The sequence below is a fragment of the Corallococcus caeni genome, from assembly GCF_036245865.1.
In the GTDB taxonomy this organism is placed as follows: Bacteria; Myxococcota; Myxococcia; order Myxococcales; family Myxococcaceae; genus Corallococcus; species Corallococcus caeni.
Map to the genome: position 1 here is coordinate 487,725 of NZ_BTTW01000002.1, position 15,509 is coordinate 503,233.

The following is a 15,509-nucleotide window of genomic DNA, read 5'->3' on the forward strand; positions in this document are numbered from 1 at the left end:
CCCGGGCCTAGTAGGCACGGCCCTGTCCGCCGTCCACGGGGAGGGTGGCGCCCGTCACCCACTTCGCCCGCTCCGAGCACAGGAAGGCGACCACGTCCGCCACCTCCTCGGGGGTGCCGAAGCGGCCCCAGGGAATCTGCTCGCGCACCATCTTGGCCACGGCCTCCGGGTCGTGCTGCTGGCGCCGGTCCCAGCTGCCGCCGGGGAAGAAGATGGAGCCCGGGGCCACGGCGTTGACGCGGATGCGGTGGGACGCCAGGTCGATGGCCATCTCCTTCGTGAGCGCGATGAGGCCCGCCTTGGCGGCGCTGTAGGGCGCGCTGGTGGCGTACTCGCGGCCGAAGATGGAGCTGATGTTCACGATGCTGCCGCCGCCGCGCTGGCGCATCACGGTCAGCGCGCGCTGGCTGCACCACACGGCGGACATCAGGTTGCGCTGGAGGACGTCGTTCCACTGCTGGGTGCTGGCCGCGTCGAAGGCGCCCGCGCCGCCGCTGCCGCCCACGTTGTTCACCAGGATGTCCAGCGAGCCGAAGGCGCGCACCGCGGCGTCCACCGCCGAGTACGCGCCCTCCTGCGTGGCCACGTCCGCGACCACGGTGGCCACCTGGGCGCCCTCGGAGCGCAGCTCCTTCGCGAGGACCTCCAGCGGCTCCAGGCGGCGCGCGCACACGCACACCCGGGCGCCCTCGCGCGACAGCACCATGGCGATGGCCTTCCCGATGCCCCGGCTGCTGCCGGTGACGAGCGCCGTCTTCCCCGTGATTCCGAGTTCCATGCCGTCCCTTCTACCGCCAGCACGGGCCGGGTGGGGGAGGGGATTCAGCGGGGCGTTCAGAGGCGTTCGAAGACGTCCAGGCGGTACGTGCCCTCCATCTCGCCGCGCAGGTGGCGCAGGTGGCGCGGGGTGAGCTGCCGGAAGGCGTCGTGGACCGCGTGGCCGTCCAGGCGCATGTCGCGCGTCTGGCCGGTCCAGTGCACGAGCACCAGGTGCCCGCCGGGCTCCAGGCGCTCGAGGATGCGCTGCTGCGCGAGGGCCAGCTCGCGGAGGTTCCAGTAGGCGCCGCGCTCGGACACGAGGATGAGGTCGAAGGTCTGTTCCGGGGCGCCGTGCGGCACGTCCATCCGCTGGAAGCGCACGTGCGGCAGGTGGCGGCAGCGGTGGATGGCGCGGGCCTGGGCGGACTCGGAGGGCTCCAGGGAGAGCAGGGCGTCACAGCGGGCCTGGAGCTTCTCCGTGAGCAGGCCGATGGCGCCGCCAATCTCCAGGGCGGAGCGGTAGCGCGCGCGGGGGAGCGAGGCCAGGGTGACGTCGTCGCGGCTGCGCACGCAGCCCAGCGCGTCGAAGCGCCACGAATCCTCGGCCTCCCGCGGAAGCGGAGGAGGGGTCAGCAGGAGGGCGGATGACGGTTCCATCGGGAGGCTCCTGGGGGGGAACGCGAACCCTCAGGATGGAGCCTCCCTGGGCCCGCTACATCCCGTGCGCCCGGGGCAGGCGGAGCGTCCAGCGGCGGTCAGGGAGGGCCGCGCCAGTAATCCGGCTGACAGGACCATGGGCGCTTCACGTTCCTCCGGTCGCAGTGAAAGCCCTCGGCGCAGGGGTTGGGGCCGTTCGGGTCGCAGGCCTGGAGGCAGTGGTAGCGGTCGCAGACCTGACTCTCGCCACAGGTCGAGTTCGTGGCGGAGCAGCGCTGGACGCACTCCGTCCACACTTTGCCGGGGAACTCCGAGTGCGAGAGCACCTCGCATTTGCGGCCATCAGGACAAGAGGTGTCCAGGCAGTTCGGGCCATGGGTGGACGCGCAGATGGAGGTGCCCTCCGCGAACGGGATGCAGCGCTGTCCCTGGGGACAGCCGCGCTTCTCACACGTGGGGAGGCACGAGGGCTTCGGCTTCACGTCCGCGCAGAAGAAACCCTCCGAACACGTTCCGGGCTGACCGAGGGTGCAGGAGCGAGCGCAGTAGCCATCCCTCCCCATGCACTCGAACTCCGCCTTGCATGCGGAGGTCGCATCGAAAGCAGTCTCCAGGCAGCGCTCCCCCTCCTGGCGAATGCCGACGAGCGCGCAGAGCCTGACCAGGGCTCCCGCACTGGGGACGGGCAGGGTCGTGCATCGTTGTCCTTCGGGGCACTGGCTGTCGGTCGTGCAGGCGCTGTCCGTGCAATAGCGTCGGAAGCGGACGTCGCGGTAACAGACGAGAGGGGCCTCACAGTCGGTCTGCTTCGAACAGGGATGGTGGTAGGTCACCCGCCGCATCCGCTCGTCGTAGCGGAGCATGGGGACCGTGCCCTCCGGCTCAGGCATGGGGGCGGCACGGGCCTCCCGTGCCTGTCGGAGGACGAAGAACGCGGGGGCCAGGAGGACGAGACAGGCCACCAGGCTCGCGGGGACGTGCCAGGGCCGCGTCATGGGCCACCACACAGCTCGAGGCACTCCTTGCTCGGCTCGGTGTCCTCGGGGCAGAGGCGCTTGACGTCATTCGCGTCACACCCCGTTTCGTGGATGCGCTCCAACGTGTCCTGGTGCGCCGCCCGGTCCAGCTTGCCACCCGGACGGTGCACCTCAGGACATGCCGCCATCCCGCCCAGGACGCACAGCCACAGCCCCACCGCGTGTGCTCGGCCCATGACGGTCCAGGCTAGCCGTGGCCTGGAACCGTCAGGCATTGCCCCCGCGGGCAAGGCATTGTCACCCGGCCTGGAAGCGGGCCTCCGCCGGACGCGCGCCGCCCGTGCGCTTCACGCCGTGGTCGCCATTGGCGGACAGGTGCTGCAGCAGCTTGAACACCGTCTCCACCTCATCCGCCGCGCCGATGTCCTGCGCCAGCTGCTCCGCCGAGCGCGCCTCCGCCTTCGCCGCCTTCAGCTTCGAGAGCAGCTTGCCCTGCAGCTCCAGCACGCGGCCCGCGGCCTTCTTGCCCGCCTCCACGCCCGGCTGGTGATAGGCATTGATGTTCACGAGGCTCGCGTAGAAGCCCACCGCCCGCTCGTACAGGGCCACCAGCGCGCCCAGCGTGCGCGCGCTCACGTCCGGCACGGTGAGCGTCATGGACTCGCGGCCCTTCTCGAACAGCGCCCGGCGCGTGCCCAGCAGGAACCCCAGCAGGTAGTCGCCGCTGGTGTTCTCCCCCTCCACCGCCAGGGACTTGCCGTCCCGGTCCTTCAGCACCTCCACGAAGGTGACGAAGAAGTTGTTCACGCCCTCGCGCAGCTGCTGCACGTACGCGTGCTGATCCGTGGAGCCCTTGTTGCCGTAGACGGCGATGCCCTGGTTCACCACCTGGCCGTCCAGCGACAGCTCCTTGCCCAAGGACTCCATCACCAGCTGCTGGAGGTACTTGGACATCAGCATCAGCCGGTCCTTGTACGGCAGGATGACCATGTCCTTCTGGCCCTTGCCGCCGCCCGCGTGGAACCACATCAGCGCGAGCAGCGCCGCCGGGTTCGCCGCCGCGTCATGCACGCGCGTCGCCGCGTCCATGTCCTTCGCGCCCGCGAGGAAGCCCTCCACGTCCAGCCCCTGCAGCTGCGCCGGCACCAGCCCCACCGCCGACATCACCGACGTGCGCCCGCCAACCCAATCCCACATGGGGAAGGTGCGCAGCCACTTGTGTCCCTTCGCGTAGGTGTCCAGCTCGCTGCCGTCGCCCGTCACCGCCACCGCGTGCGCGCCGAAGTCCAGGCCGCGCTGCGTGTAGGCGGCCTCCGCCTCCAGCATGCCGTTGCGCGTCTCCTTGGTGCCGCCGGACTTGCTGATGACGACGGTGAGCGTCTCCGCCAGCCGCTCGCCCAGGCCGTTGAGCACCCGGTCCATCCCGTCCGGGTCCGTGTTGTCCAGGAAGTGCACCTGCATCGCGTCCCGGCCGCTGCCCAGCGCGTCCGCCACCAGCTGCGGGCCCAGCGCCGAACCGCCGATGCCGACAATCAGCACCTGCGTGAACTTCGCCGCCTTCGCGGGCTTCACCTTGCCCGCGTGCACGTCCTTCGCGAACGCGGCCACCTGCGCCTGCATGTCCGTGATGGCCTTCTTCAGCTCCGGCTCCGGCGCCAGCTCCGGGGCGCGCAGCCAGTAGTGGCCCACGCGGCGCTTCTCATCCGGGTTCGCGATGGCGCCCTTCTCCAGCGCGTCCATGGCCTGGAACGCCGCGTCCATGCGCGAGCGCATCCCGTCCAGGAAGTCCGCGCCGAAGTTCATGCGGGAGATGTCCAGCGTGAGCCCCACCGAGGGGACGACGCACAGGTGCCGCTGGTACCGCTCCCACAACTCGCGCTCCGTCATGTCCCGACTCCCTTGCAAGGGGCGCCGACCGCATGCGCGGCGCCCGCCAGAACCGTCGCGGCGCACCGTAGCAAGGCCCGCATGGCGCGGACGCAAGGATGTCGCGCGCCGCGTTGCCTGGACGTCGGTTCCCGCCCCGGGCTGTCCTCCACCCGGAAGGCGCGGACCTCACGGGGCCGGGTGAGCGGCCTCCATGGGCGGTGGGGCTTCCGGCGGCAGCGCCCCCTTGGGCTTCCACGCCGGGTTGCGGAAGATGTAGCCCAGCCGCTGGCTCAGCGGCCCCGGGCGGGCCGCGTCCCTCGCGATGGCGGCGAACTCGTGGAACGCGATGCGCACCGGGTTGTGCGTGGTGAGGTTCTTCGTCAGCCCGTAGATGGGGCGCTCGGTCTCCGGGACGAACGTGCCGAAGAGCCGGTCCCAGAGGATGAGGATGCCCGCGTAGTTCACGTCGATGTAGGCCGCGTTGGACGCGTGGTGCGCGCGGTGGTGGGACGGCGTGTTGAACAGCCACTCCACCGGACGCGGCAGCCGGTCAATGGCCTCCGTGTGGATCCAGTACTGGTACAGCAGGCTCACCGCCTGCTGCGTGACGATCATCTCCGGGGAGAAGCCCAGCAGCGCCAGCGGCGCCCAGAACACCCAGCCCGTCATGGGCGTCCACGTCTGCCGCAGCGCCGTGGACAGGTTGTAGTGCTGGCTGGAGTGGTGCACCACGTGCGACGCCCAGAAGAGGCGGCTCTCGTGGTGGACGCGGTGGAAGGCGTAGTAGCAGAGGTCTTCCAGGAAGAAGAGCAGCACCCAGGCCAGAAGCCCGTGGCCCAGGCGCAGCGGCGTCAGGTGGTAGAGCGCCGCGTAGCCCGCGAACGCCACGCCCTTCCAGAACACGCCCACCGCCACGTTGCCCAGGCCCATGGAGAGGCTGGCCAGCGTGTCCTTCCACGTGTGGCCCTTGACGGTGTCGCCGCGCTCCTGCCGCAGCTTCTTCACCCAGAAGACCTCGGCGATGACGGTGATGACGAACACCGGGATGGCCGGGGTGATGAGGTCGGGGATGTGCGTCATGTCCATGATGACCTCCTGCGAATCAGTCCCTGGGTGCGAAGGCGACGCGCATGAAGCGCGCCAGGGTGTCCAGCATGCGGCGGTGCGCCGGGTCCTCCGGACGCGCAGAGCCGCCCACCGCCGCGCCCTGCACGGCGTCCAGCGCCAGCTCCACCACGTCGTCGAAGTCCGGGTGCGTGGCGGCCACGTCCGGGAACAGCTCGCGCGCCACGCGGTGCAGGTTCTGGCGGTGCGGGCCGTCCACCGCCGCCAGCGCCCGCTGCAGCTCCGGGACGGTGCGCGCCGCGACGTACAGCTCGACGGCGGCCTGCAGCTCCGGCCGCTGGTAGGCGGCCCACAACATGTCCACCGCCGCCCCCACCCGGTCCTTCCCGGACGGGCGCGCACCCACGCCCGCGAGGAAGTCCTGGATGATGCGAGGAAAGAGGTGCTCCACCGCCACCGCGAGCAGCTCCTCCTTCGTCTCGAAGTGCGTGAACAGCGCCCCCTGTGACACCCCCGCCCGCTTCGCCACCTCCACCGTCGTCAGCCGCGCGTAGCCCTGCTCCACCAGCGCCTCGATGGTGGCGTCCAGCAGCTTGCGGCGCGTCGTCTCACGGCGCTCCGCCTGCGTGCGGCGCACTGGCACCGCGGCCTTCCTGGGAGCGGACTTCGGGGGCATGCCGGAAGGATAACCGGTCACTTAAAAAGTGACCAGTCACTTTGTTGGCGCGGCGCGGAACGCTCCGGCTGATCCTCGGACGGGGGCCGTTCCAGGCCTGCCCGTGGGGCATCCGGGCAGACAGGCGTCTGCCTTTACCCCCGGACAGCTGAGAGGGATTGGCAGGGAGAGGTTTCAGAGGCGTCAGGGCTGCCAACCGGGCAGGCGGGGAGACAGGGGCTCCGACGCTTCGAGACGGGTTCTCCTCTGGAGTGTGGTCAAGACTCGCCCCCGTGAGACAGGGCGGGGCGCGGCTCGCCTGCTAGTGATCCGTTCGGGACTGAGCGAAAATCCCAGGGAAATAGCGCAAGGCCTTGCACCGGTTGTCCGCCCGCCCCGATATGAACATCTCCGCTCTTCTCGTCGGCTCCCTCCTTGCTTCGGCTCCCACTGTCCCTCCCTCCGCTCAGGCGGTCGCGAACCTGCCCGAGGTAGGCGTCCCGTTCGCCTGTGGCCGCGTCTATACGGTGAGCCAGGGACATGAAACGGGCAGCCACCAGCACAACGACACGTTCGCGTGGGACTTCCGCATGCCGGAAGGCACGCCCATCGTGGCGTCGCACGACGGTGTCGTGCGCATGGCGCGTGGTGACAGCCGGCAGGGCGGATGCGGCGAGCAGTTCGCGCCGCTGGCCAACTACGTCGTCATCTCGCACGGCGACGGGCTGGAGACGCAGTACCTGCACTTCAGCGCCGTGGTGGTGAAGGCCGGTGAGCGCGTGAAGGAGGGCCAGCTCATCGGCTTCTCCGGCGCGACGGGCTGGGCGTGCGGCGCGCACCTGCACTTCAAGGTCGCCAAGGAGCAGGGCTCCGGGTGGAACAACCCCTCCGTGCCCGCGCGCATCGCGGGCTATGGGGATCCGGTGCGTGAGACGCTGGTGTCGGCGCCGCTGTGCAAGGACTCCGCGCAGCCGATGATGGCCTCCAACGGCGGCGTCCACATGCCCGGCCAGGCCGTGATGTCCATGTCACCCGACAGCGCGAATCCGCTCCAGGATGCGTCGCGCGGCCTGCCGCCCGGTGCCAAGGCCCTCATCGACGGCCTCTCCCAGCCTCCTGCCCAGGGCGGCGAGGGCCTCGACAAAACGGCTCCGGCCCGCCCGGCCCGCATGGCGAGCGGCTCCGACGAGACTCGCTGACGCGAGCAGCGCCCCGGCGCCCGCGAGCAGTCCGAAGAAGGCCCCCGCGTTGAGGAAGTACTCCAACGGCAACAGGGGGCCTTCGACGTAGCCGCGCACGACGCGGTAGCCCACGTGCCCCAGCAGCGCGAGCAGGGGCAGGTTGATGAGCGGCAACACCAGCCACCGGGCCGTGCGCCACCAGCGGGCCACGGCCTCCGCGACGGCGGTGGAGGCCGTGTAGCGCCAGGCGCCCGCGCGGGCCACGCGCAGCTCCGCCAGCATCGCCTCCACGTCCGGCACGCCCAGGGTCTCCGCCTCCAGCCCCTGCGTGCGCGCCACGCTGCGCGCCTCCGCCAGGGCGGTGCGCGCGGCGGACTCCGCCAGGAAGTCGTCCTCGAAGGGCTCCACCACCGCGACCTCCGCGGCGCGCGCGCGGGTGCGGTCCCTGACGGCGTCCACCACGGTGGAGGCCGCCGCGACGGCGAGCCCCGCGGGCAGGCTGCGGCGGGCCACCAGCGCGCCCGCGCCCATGCCGGACGCGCCCCACAACGACAGCCGCAGTCCCCACGCGGCGGGACCCCAGAAGCGGCCCGCGGCCTGCCGGCGCACCTCCGACGCCAGGTGTCCGTGGGCCAGGGCCAGCCGCGCGTCGAAGTCTCCCTGGAGCGCCTCCGCCGCGCGCGCGAGCCCCGCGTCCAGCGCGGTGCGCGTCTTCGCGAGCAGTGCGTCCGTGTCGTTGAGCGCCGTCTGCACGGTGGAGGCGAGCTCCTCCAGGGCGCCCAGGGCGTTGGTGTGGCGCACGCGCGCGGCGACGGCCTGGGTGGCCAGCCCGCGCAGGTGGAAGAGGAGCGGGCCGAACTCGCCGGACACGTCCTGGCCGTCCTTCGCGGCGCGCGCGCTGATGGCGAAGACGGGCACGTCCTCCGCGGCCAGGCCGTAGTGCTGCGTGGCGACGCGGCGGATCTGGGACTTCAGCGCGTCGCGCGAATCGGCGGAGAGCTCGTCCGCGAAGTTGAGGATGAAGACGAGCGCGCGGCGGCGGGCGAACTCGGTGAGGAAGTCCACCTGGGTGGCCTCCGCGACGCTGCCCCGGTGCATGACGACGAGCGCCACGTCCGCCTTGTCCAGCGCGGCGCGCGCGACGTCCCGGTGCGCCGTGGCCACGCTGTTCAGGTCCGGCGTGTCGATGAAGACCTGGCCGCTCCACAGGCCCTGCGGGCCGGGCGTGTAGCGCACGACGCGCGCGCCCGTGCGGGACAGCTCGTCCGTGGGCGTGCCTTCCGGCGCGAAGAGGGTGGAGACGGTGCTGGTGGGGCGGTCCACGCCCTCGCGGGAGAGGGCCTGGCCGGAGAGGGCGTTGAGCAGGGTGGACTTGCCCGCGCCGGTGGCGCCCACGAGCGCGACGACGAGCGGCGCGTCCTTCCGGGCCACGCCCCGCGCGTAGTCCTCCAGGAGCCGCTCCAGGCGCGGGCCATGGGGCTGGAGCGCGGGCAGCGACAGGGCGTCGGTGAGCAGCGGGCGGAGGGCTTCGGGGTCGGGAAGGCGGGTGTCGTCCACGGAAGGGCCAGCGTGGCGTGACGCGCGCGCGCTGGCTACCGGGATGATCGGTGACGGTGCGCCAGCGTGCATTCCCCCTCGGCCCATGTTCACCGGCTCCTCCCTGGACGGCGGGGGATGACCTGCTGCTACGGTCCGGGGCGCATGCACTTCCGTGCCATTCGTGGGTGGTGTCTGTCTTTGCTGGCGGTGTCGCCGTTCCTGTTCGCGACCCTGGCCTTTGCCGCGGAAGCGCCGTCGCAAGGCGTGGTCCTCGACGCCGAGCCGCGGACCTTCGCGGAGGCGAAGGCGCTTCCCTCCAAGCTCACCGGGTCCGCTGCCTGCGACCTGGGGCTGGGCAAGACCCCCGACATCACCGTCTCCCAGACCGTGGACGTGAGTCAGGCCGTCCCAGGTTGCAAGTCCGCGGAGGTGGTCATCACCCAGACGTTGACCCTGCCAGACGGCTCACACGTCGAGCGCCGGGTCAGCATCATGGATGACGCTCCTGGCACCCAGCTGCCACCGCCTCCTCCGCGCCCCCGCGTCCGCGTCCGCTGTGAGGCGAAGCGGCTGGCGCTGTCCCTGGAAGGCGTGCCCGAGGCCCCCCTGCTGACGCTGGAGCCCATCGGTATCGGTGTCACCTCCGCCTCCGTGAAGTTTCGGGTGTCCCGGGACAGCGAAGCCCGCATGCTGCCCCTGCTGGTCCGCGACGACGCCGGGGCCCGCCGGGCGCTGGAGGAGTTGGGTCTGCTGCTCAAGGACGTTCCTGCCCGCCTGTACGGTCGTGACCTGGACCTGGAGGCGGACAGTGTCGCGGCGCTGGCCGCCGCGCTTGAGCGCGCCCGGAAGCGCGTCGCCCTGGCCTCGGGCGATGAGCCGGAACAGTTCCCCGCCCCTCCTCGCGATGTCCTGGCTCCGGACCTGGAGGGAGACCGGCCGCCGTTGGAGACAGGCGCTCCCGAGGAGCTCGGCGAGGTCCAGCCGTCCCAGGGGCGGTTCGAGTCTGGCTCGCCAGTGGACTCGGACCTGTTCTGGCGCCAGGGACGGTTGTGCGTGGCGCAGCAGGACACCGGCAAGCGGATGCGCTGCTACGACCCCGTGGCGCGGCGCTGGGGCAAGGCCGTCCCCCTGGACCGGGGTGACCAGGCCGCCTGGACCTCATTCGAGGGGTGCTCCGGGAACATCCTCATGGGGACCCGGAACGTCCGGCTTCCCGGGGAGCCGGTCCTGCGCCTGTCTCCCCGGGCCGTCCTGTTCTGGCGCGGCCGGGAACACGAGGCCGTCGTCTTGGAGGTCCCTGAAGGGGACGGCCCACCGCGCCTTCGCGCGCCGGAAGCGGAGGAGCTGAAGAAGGCGATGCGCGCGTCCACCGGCTCCCGGCTCTTCGCCGAAGGCCGGTTCATCCTGGACGAAAACAACAAGCAGTTCTGCTCAACGCACAGGCCCCTGGGGTGCTGGTCCCTCCGCTGGGACGGTCCGCAGGGGGATGAGACCTTCCATGAACTGTCGGAGGCCCGCGTCTCCCCGGACGGCCGGTGGGTCGCCTACATGCGCCGTCCCGCTCCAGGCAAGGCGGACTCGGACGACGAGACCCGGACGCTGGTCGTGCGCTCCCTGGAGCTTGGTCCGTACGTCGCGCCCCGTGTGCTCGCTTCGACGGCGCCGCGCCTGGTGCGGACGGACGTCGTGATGCAGAAGCCGACCTGGGAAGGGCCCTCGCTGAAGTGGGACGACGCCGAACGCGTCTTCCGTGCGCGGATCTCCTGCGACCTGGGCCAGGACCCGCGCATCCCCTTCGAACTGGAGACGCAGCGCCTGGTCAGGCCGTACGGCAACAACGCCTCTCTGCCTGCATGCCGCGGCGACCCGATGATCATGTATCAAAGGCTGGCCGCGCCGGGGGGCCTGGAGTTTGGCCGCGGCCCTGTCGTTGTCGCCGGGGACAGTCCGTCATCCGACGGCGACATGAAGATGCGCTGCGAGCCGGGACGTCTGTCGTTGTGGATGGAGGGCGTGCCCGGCTTCCCGGCGTTGACGCTGGCCGCGAACATGGGCGCGTTCGGAGCGGTGCGCTGGGACCTGGCGCCGGAGACCGAAGCCCGCCTCCAGGCGCTGCTCGCCCGCGACGACGCCCCTGCCCGCGAGGCCCTGGCCGCCTTCGCGCGGCTGGTGAAGATGAATGACGACGCGCGCAACAGCTCGTACGTGATGAACAAGGACGAGGGGCGCATCTCCCGCATGGGCTGTCTCTCCACGGCGCTGGAGGCCATCTCCGCCCGGCGGGCGCTCGCGGAGGGGGTCCACCCGGAGCTGCATGGCTCGCTGAAGACCGAAGGCGCCTGCGCCAGACGCTACGGCATGCGCGCCCTCCAGCAGCGGCTCAAGGCTGCCACGCCTCCGCTTCCGCTGCGCGTCGGGGCGGTGAAGGGCAAGGCGGAGGTCATCGGCCGGGTGTCGTTCGTCCCCACTCTCCCCCCGTGGAGCACGCCCACGTTGTACTGGAGGGATGGCACCCTGTGCCTGGTCCAGCCGGATGGTGCCCAGGTGCGCTGCTACGACCCGGCGGCGCGCGAGTGGGGGCCCGTGGTCGCCAGGCAGGACCGCCCGTTCCCGCGAGAGGACCTGCTCCTGAAGTCGCAGTACGTCCCCGGCATGTGCTACCTGGTGGGAAGCCGCGCCGTTCCCGGTTCGGAGCAGATGCCCAACGTCCTGCCGCTGTCGTCGCGGGCCTCGTTGCTCGCGGACCTCTCGCACGGCGAGCTGGCCCCGGAGTTCCAGGTCATCGAAGTCCCCGAGGACGCGGGCCCTGTGCGCACGCGTGCACCCACCTTGGAGGAGCTGGCGCTCGCGGCGCGAAATGGCGGAGGCTCCGCGTCCCTGGGGGAGGGCAGGTTCCTGTTGCTGTCCCCGAAGAACGAACGCTCGCCGTGGCTGTGCACGGCGGTGCGCCCGTGGATGTGCTGGAAGCTGCCCGTGGAGTCCGAGGCCTACGGCGTGCGTGCCCCCCTGGTGTCGCCCGACGGCCGCTGGCTGTCCTACGTGCGGATCCCCTGGGGCAAACCCGATGACCCGGAGAAGTACCCCAAGGAGCTCGTCCTGCTACCGCTGACGCCCATCCCTTGAGCATCTCCCACGGCCATCAGCTTGCGACGGCCTCCTCGGCCAGCGGGACCTGGCACGTGTCCCCCACGGTCTTCCACAGCCAGGCGTTCACGTCGAAGCGCGGGTCGCCCAGCTGGCGTCCCAGGTCGATGCCGTCCCAGGCCAGGTGTTGATCGTCCGGGGGACCCATGTCGCTGAGCGTGCCCATCAGCTTGTTCAGCTGCTCTTCGGGGAAGCTGTCGTTGGAGGCGCCGAACATCGCGTAGAAGGCCAGGTGGTGGGTCTGGTCCTCCTCCGGCCCGCCGTCGCCATGAAGACGGCTTGAGCGAAACCCGGTGGGCGGGAGCGGGTGTGGGTGGTTGAGGTTCCAGCGCTCGTCCCGCTCCGACGCCAGGCCATCCAATCCGGAGTCCGTGCCCGCGAACAGCAGGCCCAGGTCGCGTCCGGCCTCCGCGCCATGGATGCGCGTGGTGGGGCCGTCACCCGTGGTGAGCAGCCAGCGCACGCGCTGGGTCGCGTGGGAGAACAGCTCCAGCGCCAGCCGTCCCGCGCGGCGCTCTTCGTCGGCCCGTTCGCGCAGGAAGTCGCGCCGCAGGTGGGCGTGCTGCCGGAAGAACTCGCGCACCGCCGCGACCCGCCGCGCCGCCATGGCGGTCAGCCAGTGTCCCCGTGCGTCCAGGAACGCCACGGCCTCCGCCTGGATGGCATTGTCGGAAAGCGGCGGCGGCGGTGCGGCGGTGCGGTGCACCATGGACGTTCTCCGGGCAGGGGTACGCCCGGAATGTCGGAACGCTTCAAAAGGGCGGGAGTGGGGAGTCCCCCACGCATGTCTGCCATTGCGCATCGCGGTTGCCGACCGTGCTCCCGTGCGCAGTCGCCTGGGACGCCCGGGGTGTCAGGGGGCATCCGGTGATGTGGTTCCGCCGTGTAGTACGGTGCACCCGGTCATGCGTACTCCGTCATCCCGTGGGTGGTGTCTGTCGTTGGGTCTGCTCCTTGCGTGGCTGGGAACCGGCTGCGCCTCGCTCTCCAGGGGCATGCGGGGGCCGGAGGAGATCACCGACAAGGCGCGGCGGCTGTGCGAGCACCACCTGCTGGCCTGGCCCGACCTGGCCCGCTTCCCGGCGGACATGCGTCCCCAGGACTACGTCCGGCCCGAGGACCTGGCCTGGCTCCAGGCGCATCCGGACGTGCCGCCTCCCGTCGTGAAGCCGTCCTCCGAGCCGGGCCTCTGCGAAATCCTCCCGCCGACAATCAACGGGGACTTCGCCACCGTGGCCGTGAAGCTCCGCCCCTCCGCGGGGACGGACAAGGATGCGCCGCCCGGTGACTTCATCGCGGCCTTCCAGGAGACGGCCGACGGGTGGCGGCTGGCCTACTGGCTGCCGGAGGAGGCCGCGGTGCCTTCCCAGGCGAGCGGCGCGAACATCCCCCTCTTCTCCGAGGCCATGAAGCCGCCCCAGAAGCTGTCGGGCCCCGATCTCGGCTACACGCGGGAAGCCCTGCAAGAGGGCGTCCAGGGGCTGATGGTCATCCGCTGCGTCATTGCCCGCGCAAGGACCGTCACCCACTGCCACACCCTGAAGCCCCTGCCGCTCATGGTCCAGCCCGCCCTCGACGCGCTCTGGAACAGCCGCTTCGCCCCCGCGACCCTCGACGGCGGGTTCGTGGACGTGCGCTACACGTTCCACTTCAACCTGCGGGTGGGACGGCTCCCACCTCGCTGAGGCTGTTCATCCTCCCGCGCTCCCGAGCGCGGACGTCACGGCCGTGACCAGCCTCTTGAGCGTGACGGGCTTCTCCAGGAACGACTGGACCTGCTGGTCGCCCAGCGCCTTGCGGCTGGCGTTGGTGATGACCACCACCGGCAGCTCGCGCAGCTGACCGTGGTCGCGCATCCGCATGAGCAGCCCCCGGCCGTCCAGCAGGGGCAGCATGAGGTCCAGCAGCAACAGGTCGGGCGCGTTCCCCTCCAGCTTGCGCCAGGCCTCCAGGCCGTTGCGAGCCACCTGCACGTCGAAGCCGGCGTCCTGCAGCACGTCCTGGATGGCGTCCGCCAGGGTCTCCTCGTCCTCCACCACGAGGATGCGTGACATCACGCCTCCCCTCTGCCCGGTCCGCCGAGTCCCGGGCCGGGCGACGTCGGGTTCCGGGAGGCCTGGGCGCGGGCCTGGGGCTGTCCGGTGAGGATGGCCTCCAGCGCCGCGTACGACTCCCCGACGCGAGGACCCGCGTCGGTGATGTGCAGCTCGCGCAGGAAGGGGTCGTTGGGGCTGTCGCGCATCTTCAGCACGGTGATGAGCCGGTGCAGCTTCCCGTGCAGCTCGAAGAAGCGCAGGAACACCAGGTTGTCGCAGATGGCCTCGATGCCTCGGATGGGCGAGTGCAGCTCCGGCCCGAACATGTCGTTCGTCTGCTGGGTGATGAGCATGGTGACGTCGCGCTCACGCAGGGCGTTGATGAGCGCCGCGAGGAAGCGGGTGGTGCGCTCCGGGTCGATGGCCTCCTTGGCGAAGGGTTCCAGGCCATCCAGCACCAGCCGCTTCACCCCGTGCTGTTGGATGAGCTGCATCAGCTCCTGGGCCATGGCGTCCGGGAGCGTCTCCACCGGCGCACGCGCCTCCAGCCGCAGCATCCCCTGGCGCTGCAGGGGCTCCAGCTCCAGCCCCATGTTGCGGCACTTGACCGTGAGCTGCGCGCCGCTCTCCGCGAAGCCGAAGTAGAGCCCTGGCTCCCCGCGGCGCGCCCCCTCCGCCAGGAACGACAGGCCGATGGTCGTCTTGCCGCTGCCGGGGCTGCCCATGACCAGCGTGGAGGACAGCGTGACGAGCCCTCCGGAGCACATGGCGTCCAGCCCCTCGATGCCCCAGCGGCTGCGGTGGCGGGGGTCGGCCACCTTGCGGGACGTCTCCCGCATCACCGCCTCGAAGCGCGGGTAGACGCGCACGCCCTGCTCGTCGATGGTGAAGGTGTGGCGGCCGGGGATGTTGTTGCTGCCGCGGAACTTGGTGATTTCGATGCCGCGCGTGGCCTTGAGGCCGATGAGGTCCGCGCTCAGGGCCACGATGCCGTCGACGACGGCGGACTCCTCGCTCACGCCCTTGTTCGTCTCCGTGCCCAGCAGCAGCGTCGTGCAGTCCTGGGCGGCCAGCCGCACGTTGAGCGTCTGCAGCAACTCGCGCAGGTCCTCGTCCGGGCGCAGCCGATCCTTGAACACCGCCAGGCCGTCCAGGATGAGCGCCCGGGCCCCGCGCTCGCGGGCGGTGCGGATGAGCGTGTCCACGAAGCTCTTGCCGCCCCCCTCCCGGAGCGCGGACAGGCCGCTGATGTAGTGCACGTGGGTGCCCACCGCGTCCTTGCGGAAGAACCGGAACGAGCGAAGGTGCAGCAGCATGCGCTCGTGGGTCTCCGCGAGCAGCGTCACGTAGAGAGAGGCGCCGCCGCCCTCGGCCAGCCGGAAGCACATCTCGTTGGCGAGCGTCGTCTTGCCGCTGCCCGGGGGCCCGGCGATGAGGTACAGCCCACCCAGCAGCCAGCCGCCGCACAGGATTTCATCCAGCTGGGACACTCCGCTCTTCAACCGTGCAGCGGCCTCCTCTTCCCGCTGTTCGTCCATCGACGGGCTCCTCCCTTGACCCCAATATGGGACGTTCGTCCAAGACCCCGGACCGCCCGGAGGCGCACCAGGCGGGCAGGCTGCGTCCC

The 15,509-nt window shown here is 71.1% G+C and carries 12 protein-coding genes and 1 pseudogene; 3 read left to right on the forward strand and 10 right to left on the reverse strand.

Annotated features, from left to right (window positions below; genetic code table 11):
* Nucleotides 1–7: 7 nt before the first annotated feature.
* The 6 genes from AABA78_RS10100 to AABA78_RS10125 form a co-directional block, all read right to left on the reverse strand.
* Complete coding sequence (locus tag AABA78_RS10100; protein WP_338262762.1) at nt 8–778, reverse strand: SDR family NAD(P)-dependent oxidoreductase; 771 nt, start codon at nt 776–778, stop codon at nt 8–10.
* Between the two features lie 56 nt (nt 779–834).
* Nucleotides 835–1,416, reverse strand: a complete 582-nt coding sequence (locus AABA78_RS10105; RefSeq protein ID WP_338262763.1) for an SAM-dependent methyltransferase — start codon at nt 1,414–1,416, stop codon at nt 835–837.
* Nucleotides 1,417–2,407: 991 nt separating this feature from the next.
* A complete protein-coding gene (locus tag AABA78_RS10110) occupies nt 2,408–2,629 on the reverse strand; it encodes a hypothetical protein (RefSeq protein WP_338262764.1) in 222 nt (73 codons plus the stop codon).
* A 61-nt stretch (nt 2,630–2,690) separates the two neighbouring features.
* On the reverse strand, nt 2,691–4,280 hold the full coding sequence (locus tag AABA78_RS10115; protein ID WP_338262766.1) for a glucose-6-phosphate isomerase: 1,590 nt from the start codon (nt 4,278–4,280) through the stop codon (nt 2,691–2,693).
* 168 nt (nt 4,281–4,448) lie between these two features.
* Complete coding sequence (locus tag AABA78_RS10120; RefSeq protein WP_338262767.1) at nt 4,449–5,348, reverse strand: sterol desaturase family protein; 900 nt, start codon at nt 5,346–5,348, stop codon at nt 4,449–4,451.
* Nucleotides 5,349–5,364: 16 nt separating this feature from the next.
* The gene (locus AABA78_RS10125) at nt 5,365–6,003 is read right to left on the reverse strand and encodes a TetR/AcrR family transcriptional regulator (protein ID WP_338262768.1); all 639 of its coding nucleotides are present in this window, start codon (nt 6,001–6,003) and stop codon (nt 5,365–5,367) included.
* A gap of 617 nt (nt 6,004–6,620) precedes the next feature.
* On the opposite strand from AABA78_RS10125, the pseudogene AABA78_RS39210 reads away from it, so the two are divergent.
* Nucleotides 6,621–6,785 (forward strand): annotated as a pseudogene (locus AABA78_RS39210) (M23 family metallopeptidase); the annotation flags it as partial.
* 225 nt (nt 6,786–7,010) lie between these two features.
* Here the strand turns inward: AABA78_RS39210 and AABA78_RS10135 are convergent.
* A complete protein-coding gene (locus AABA78_RS10135) occupies nt 7,011–8,720 on the reverse strand; it encodes a GTPase (protein WP_338262769.1) in 1,710 nt (569 codons plus the stop codon).
* A 144-nt stretch (nt 8,721–8,864) separates the two neighbouring features.
* On the opposite strand from AABA78_RS10135, the gene AABA78_RS10140 reads away from it, so the two are divergent.
* Nucleotides 8,865–11,825 carry a hypothetical protein gene (locus tag AABA78_RS10140; RefSeq protein WP_338262770.1) on the forward strand — a complete coding sequence of 987 codons (2,961 nt, stop codon included), beginning with the start codon at nt 8,865–8,867 and terminating at the stop codon, nt 11,823–11,825.
* A gap of 16 nt (nt 11,826–11,841) precedes the next feature.
* Here the strand turns inward: AABA78_RS10140 and AABA78_RS10145 are convergent, their stop codons facing one another.
* A complete protein-coding gene (locus tag AABA78_RS10145) occupies nt 11,842–12,555 on the reverse strand; it encodes a hypothetical protein (protein ID WP_338262771.1) in 714 nt (237 codons plus the stop codon).
* Nucleotides 12,556–12,787: 232 nt separating this feature from the next.
* Here AABA78_RS10145 and AABA78_RS10150 point away from each other — a divergent pair, with 232 nt between their 5' ends.
* Nucleotides 12,788–13,531 (forward strand): energy transducer TonB, encoded by a 744-nt coding sequence (locus AABA78_RS10150; RefSeq protein ID WP_338262772.1) that lies wholly within the window; start codon nt 12,788–12,790, stop codon nt 13,529–13,531.
* A gap of 6 nt (nt 13,532–13,537) precedes the next feature.
* Here the strand turns inward: AABA78_RS10150 and AABA78_RS10155 are convergent, their stop codons facing one another.
* Together AABA78_RS10155 and AABA78_RS10160 are read right to left on the reverse strand one after the other, a co-directional pair.
* A complete protein-coding gene (locus tag AABA78_RS10155) occupies nt 13,538–13,900 on the reverse strand; it encodes a response regulator (RefSeq protein WP_338262773.1) in 363 nt (120 codons plus the stop codon).
* Nucleotides 13,900–15,420, reverse strand: coding sequence for an ATPase domain-containing protein (locus AABA78_RS10160; RefSeq protein WP_338262774.1), 1,521 nt, complete (start codon nt 15,418–15,420; stop codon nt 13,900–13,902). Before AABA78_RS10160 ends, AABA78_RS10155 begins: the two co-directional genes overlap by 1 nt.
* Nucleotides 15,421–15,509 lie beyond the last annotated feature (89 nt).